Raw genomic sequence first — 5117 nt, 5'->3', positions numbered from 1 at the left:
TCCAGTTGATGACGTGGATGGACATCCTGATGCTCGGCTACCTCTCGACGTCGCGGTCGGTGGGGCTGTACGACGGCGTCCGGCCGCTGGTGCGTATCATTTTCATCGTCTGGCAAGGGATGATATTTATGTACATCCCGCTGGTCTCGGACTTGTACGCCACGGACGACTTCGAGTCCATCAGGCGGGTATACGTCATCCTCACGAAGTGGTTCGCGTCGGCGAGCGTCCCGCTGGTCCTCCTGTTTTTATTTTTCCCCGGCAGCACGCTACGAGCGGTGTTCGGGCCGTCGTTCACCGTCGCCGCGCCGGCCCTGCAGGCCCTCGCCGTGGCCTACTGTCTAGGCAACCTCATCGGCCCGACGGGGGCGACGCTCATCGCGATGGGGCACACCCGGATACTGATGGTCATCAACCTCGTCTCCGGGGTCGTCAACTTCGTGCTGAACGTCGCCCTGATCCCGGAACTGGGGCTGCTCGGCGCGGCGCTCGCGACGACTGTCGCAATCGTCCTCCGGAACGTCCTGCGGCTGGCCCAGCTCTACCGGGTCGGACGCATTCACGCTCTCAGTGGCATTATTTATAAACCACTCGGGATGACCACCGGGCTGGCCGCCCTGATGTCTGTCGCTGTTGGTCCAGTAGGCTGGCTCGGGCTGGTCGCCCTGTTCGCCGCGCTCTCGGCAGCCTTCGTCACCAGTTTTCGCCTCACAGGAAGTGTATCGAGCGAAGACAGCGTTCTCGTGGCCTATGCCGCCTCGGTGGTACGGAGCGTCGTGCCGGTTGGCCAGAGCTGAGGCGGTCGACTGACCGCCACCGGAGCATCCGGACCCCGGTCCGCGGATGAATCCGATCATCCCAGTTTTTAAGAGTTGGCTCGCCGATTATGGGGGTATGCCACCGACAGTAGAGTGCTGTATCAGCAGCAGTGACGCGGCCCTGCGCTCGCTGGCCGACTGCGACCGCGTCGAGCTCCGGGAGGAACGGTGCTTGGAACACTGCGGGATCTGTCGAGCCGAGCGGTTCGCCGTAGTGAACGGCACACTCCTCACCCACCCGGAACTGTCCGCAGCTGTCGACGCGCTCGCCGAGGGTGCGGCGGGTGAAGGGATATGAACGTCCTCTTCGTCTCGATCGATAGCCTACGGCGGGACTTCCTCGGGGCCTACAGCGACCGGCCCGAGGTCGTCGACTACCACGTGGAGACGGACAACCTGGACCGGTTCGCCGAGCGGGCGACAGTGTTCGACACCCACTACGCAGGGAGCCTGCCGTGTATGCCCGCCCGCCGTGAGTGGCTGGCAGGCACCCACGATTTCCTCTGGCGTCCCTGGGGGCCGATGGAACCGTTCGACGACCCCATTCCGGAACTCGCCCGCGACGAGGGAATCGTCTCGCAGCTGGTTACGGACCACTTCCACTACTTCCAGCACGGGAGCAATGGCTACTACGAGGATTTCAACGGCTTCGAGTTCGTCCGTGGCAACGAGTACGATGCCTGGCGGACGAGCCCCCGCGAGCCCCCCGCTGCGTTCACCGATCAACTTCTCGACCGCGAGACTGACCCGCCGGACTCGACGCAGTATCTCAACCGGAGCGCGTACGCCCGCAACGCCGCGGAATTCGAGACGGAGGCGGACTTCTTCGCGCCGAAAGTGTTCTCGCGGGCGTCGGAGTGGCTTCGAGAAAACCAGGCGTGGGACCAGTGGTTCTGCTTCGTCGACAGTTTCGACGTGCACGAGCCGTTCCACGTCCCCGAGCCGTATGCCTCGATGTACACCGACGAGGACCCTGCCGACCCCGATATGCCGGTCTGGCCGTACTACGGGCCGATAGATGAGGGCCAGAGCGAACTGACCGATCAGCAACTCGAGTTCGTCCGCTCACAGTTCGCCGGGTCGGTCACGATGATCGACCGATGGTTCGGACGGGTGCTCGATACGCTCGACGAGGAGGGGCTGTGGGACGACACGATGGTCGTCGTCGGCTCCGACCACGGGTTCGCACTCGGGGACCACGGCTGGGTCGGCAAGAACGACTTCACGGTGTACGACGTGATCGCTAACACGCCACTTATGATCTGGCACCCCGAGACGTCCGTCGAGCGCGTGTCGGCGCTGACATCCGCAGTCGACCTCTACGAAACGATTCTCGACGGGCTCGGGATCGACCCACCGTCCGGAACACACAGTCGATCCCTCATGCCGCTCGTTCGTGGGCAGACGAGCGAGCACCGGGACCACGCGCTGTACGGCCTCTGGGGGTCGTCAGTCAACGTCACCGACGGCCGTTACACGTACCACAGGCCACCCGAACTCCACTCGGAGACCCTGTGTCACTCGACGTCTATGCAGAACACCCACTCGTGGTTTACGCCGCCGACGGCGCGCACCGAAGTCGATTCGGGCTCGTATCTCCCGTACACCGACGCGTCGGTGTGGCGATATCCGGCGGACTCGTGGCTGCAACACCGCGACGAACGCCTGTACGACCGCCAGTCGGGTCCGGGACAGAGTACGAACTTGGCCGGGGGCGACGAGGACGCGACACAGTATATGGTTGATGTCCTTAGGCGAGCGCTTGACGAACTGGACGCACCGGACTCGCAGTACGACCGGCTCGGTCTCTGACCGCCGCGCCGATTCCACGTTGCGACGACCTACCGACGGGGGGCGTAACGTTTACCACCGCGAGTCTCGGTGCGTGGAGTATGGTCGACGACGACCCAGCATGCTGTGCTGCAGCCCGAACCGACGGAACGGCGTCGGCCGATCCGGCCACCGGGCACCACGAGGCCGACCACCGTACGGTACCCGCATCGCCGGACGACGACCGGACGGCACGTATGATCAGGATCGAAAAGGCCACGTTCACGATGGGAACGGAGTCCGACGAGGGGTTCCCTGAAGACGGCGAGGGGCCGGCCCGCGAGGTGACTGTCGACCCCTTCTATATTGACAGGTATGCCGTCACGAACGCGGAGTTCCTCCAGTTTGTCCGCGAGACGGGGTATACCACCGACGCCGAGCAGTACGGGTGGTCGTTCGTCTTCCAAGACTTTCTGACGGAGCAAGCCCGCGACAACGTCATCGACAACGTGGACGCAGCCCCGTGGTGGCTCGCCGTTGAGGGGGCGACCTGGCTCCGGCCGTTCGGCCCTGGGTCGAACGTTGTCGAGGACGACCTCCTGAAACACCCGGTCACGCACGTCTCCTGGCATGATGCCACGGCGTACGCTGACTGGGCCGGGAAGCGGCTCCCGACCGAGGCCGAGTGGGAGCGGGCGGCCCGTGGCGGCCGTGAGGGGCGCCGTTTCCCGTGGGGTGACGACCTGAAACCCAACGGCAACCACCGCTGTAACATCTGGCAAGGGGAGTTCCCCGAGCACAACACCGGCGACGACGGCTACCTCTCGACGGCGCCGGTAGACAGCTTCGAGGCGAACGATTTTGGCCTTCACAACGTTTCGGGCAACGTCTGGGAATGGTGTGCTGACTGGTTCAGTCCAGAACACCACACCACCGACGCGTACGACATAGACAACCCGACGGGGCCGTCCGACGGCGACCAGCGGGTCATGCGCGGCGGGTCGTACCTCTGTCACCGGTCGTGGTGTAACCGCTATCGCGTCGCCGCCCGCTCGAAGAACACGCCGAATAGCTCCACCGGAAACATTGGCTTCCGGTGTGTCGTCGACACGGCATCAACGAATCGAAACGACTGTTGACCGTTCGGCGAAAAAACGTCCCCTTCAAGCACCTGTATAGCTTCGGCGCAAGAACGCTTGAGCGAAAACACGCAGTCGAAATCGATTTGACTGAATACGAGCTGTATATGTACCCGAGTGAGGCGAAAATCGTCTACGCGGAGAAGCACGAAGATCTCTGGGTAACCTTCGTTGAGGAGGCTGTCGAACGTGCCGGCTATCCAGACTTAAAAGAGACGCCAGGACTCTCGAAAGCAGAATTCGCGGAAAAGATCCGAGATCTCGACTAAGTGATCCGTTCAGTCTTGGAGCGTAGCGACTGTCCGGCCCGCTTCCTCGGCCTCTTCGCTGCGCGGCATATTGTACGTCGCGAGCGCTTCGTCAACCGCTTGTGCGAGACTCATTTACACCCAAAACTTGGTTCTACTCCCGTATAAACGCTTGCGTCAATCGATCTGTTCTAGTGCTTCGGTAGCTACGTCGCCGAGTTCGCCGGCATCAATGTGTGAATAGCGCTCCCGTACCATTTCCTCTGAATTGTCGAGATATCGAGCTGCGACCGTATACCCAAAGGCTCGAACGAGCACCTCACCCATTCCACGTCGTCCACCGTGGGGGGCGAGATAGTCGTGTTTCGGATGGTCGATGTCGATTTCGGCACCCTCTGAGAGTCGCTGGAGAATCGACCGTGCGCCGTCCGTCGTGATCGACGGCGGCCGAATGTCCTGATTGAGCGCCAGCAGCAGGTCGCGGACGTATTCTTCACGGCACTCAGTAATCGCTTCTGAGCGTTCCCCACAGTCGGCTAGCTCTTCCTGGACGAGTCCTGCGAGCGTCCGATGGTCGAACGTCGGAAACACCGGCCAGCGTTCCGTCGGCGGATCCATCAGCTGGCGGTAGCTCCGCAGCGGCGAGATCACCGGATCGGGAAGGCTGGCGGCGTCCCACTGCTGTTTCTTCCGGTAAACGTCCATACTCCCGTCGTCAAGGGAGAGGTCCTCCCAGCGGACGCCGCGCCGGCGTGGGTCGTTCGGGTCCCGGAGTAGCTCCCCGACTCGAACGGCGGTGTACGCGAGGACAAACACCAGAGCTCGGTCACGAGCCGCCTTCAGCGCCGCGTAGCGCGCTCGCTGCTTGTCGAGGGTATCAGTATCCGCTGGGAGTGTCGTATATGTCTCGACAGCGTCGCGGGCCTGTTCGTCGACGTACCGGGTGAGGGCGTGGCGCTGTTCGGACGTCCAGGCCTGTTGGTCGCCGGGCTTTCGGCCGTCGTCTTCCGGCAGCGGTGCCATCGCACTCGCCCGCTGGGCGTAGTGCGCCTCGAGATAGCCCTCGTTGACACACCAGCCACACCACGCAGAGATATAGCGATAATAGGTTTGGACGGTGTTCTGCTTCAGCCCGCGGTCGC

6 protein-coding genes are annotated in these 5117 nt (G+C 63.0%); 5 read left to right on the top strand and 1 reads right to left on the bottom strand.

Translation table 11 applies throughout. From position 1 onward, the window contains the following. From Q0964_RS11100 to Q0964_RS18640, 5 genes are all read left to right on the top strand, one after another. The coding region (locus Q0964_RS11100) for an MATE family efflux transporter (RefSeq protein ID WP_299267340.1) at positions 1–797 on the top strand (797 nt) is incomplete at its 5' end. A 97-nt stretch (positions 798–894) separates the two neighbouring features. Further along, entirely contained in the window at positions 895–1116 is a 222-nt protein-coding gene (locus Q0964_RS11095; RefSeq protein WP_299267337.1) for a DUF1450 domain-containing protein, read from the top strand. Further along, positions 1113–2630, top strand: a complete 1518-nt coding sequence (locus tag Q0964_RS11090; RefSeq protein ID WP_299267334.1) for a sulfatase family protein — start codon at positions 1113–1115, stop codon at positions 2628–2630. The genes Q0964_RS11095 and Q0964_RS11090 overlap by 4 nt, the downstream gene beginning before the upstream one ends. Positions 2631–2710: 80 nt before the next feature. Then, positions 2711–3727, top strand: a complete 1017-nt coding sequence (locus tag Q0964_RS11085; protein ID WP_299267331.1) for a formylglycine-generating enzyme family protein — start codon at positions 2711–2713, stop codon at positions 3725–3727. Further along, on the top strand, positions 3685–3996 hold the full coding sequence (locus Q0964_RS18640) for a DUF8172 family protein (RefSeq protein ID WP_475405890.1): 312 nt from the start codon (positions 3685–3687) through the stop codon (positions 3994–3996). Before Q0964_RS11085 ends, Q0964_RS18640 begins: the two co-directional genes overlap by 43 nt. A 156-nt stretch (positions 3997–4152) precedes the next feature. On the opposite strand, the gene Q0964_RS11075 is transcribed toward Q0964_RS18640, so the two are convergent. Beyond that, the coding region (locus tag Q0964_RS11075) for a site-specific integrase (protein ID WP_299267325.1) at positions 4153–5117 on the bottom strand (965 nt) is incomplete at its 5' end.

This window comes from Halorientalis sp., assembly GCF_028275115.1.
Taxonomy (GTDB): Archaea; Halobacteriota; Halobacteria; order Halobacteriales; family Haloarculaceae; genus Halorientalis.
This window is presented reverse-complemented; position numbering and strand designations above follow the sequence as displayed.

What these genes read in the sequence shown, in the direction of transcription:
- Q0964_RS11090 (WP_299267334.1), top strand. Translation starts at nt 1,113, where the DNA reads ATGAACGTCCTCTTCGTCTCGATCGATAGCCTACGGCGGGACTTCCTC.
- Q0964_RS11085 (WP_299267331.1), top strand. Translation starts at nt 2,711, where the DNA reads ATGGTCGACGACGACCCAGCATGCTGTGCTGCAGCCCGAACCGACGGA.
- Q0964_RS11095 (WP_299267337.1), top strand. Translation starts at nt 895, where the DNA reads ATGCCACCGACAGTAGAGTGCTGTATCAGCAGCAGTGACGCGGCCCTG.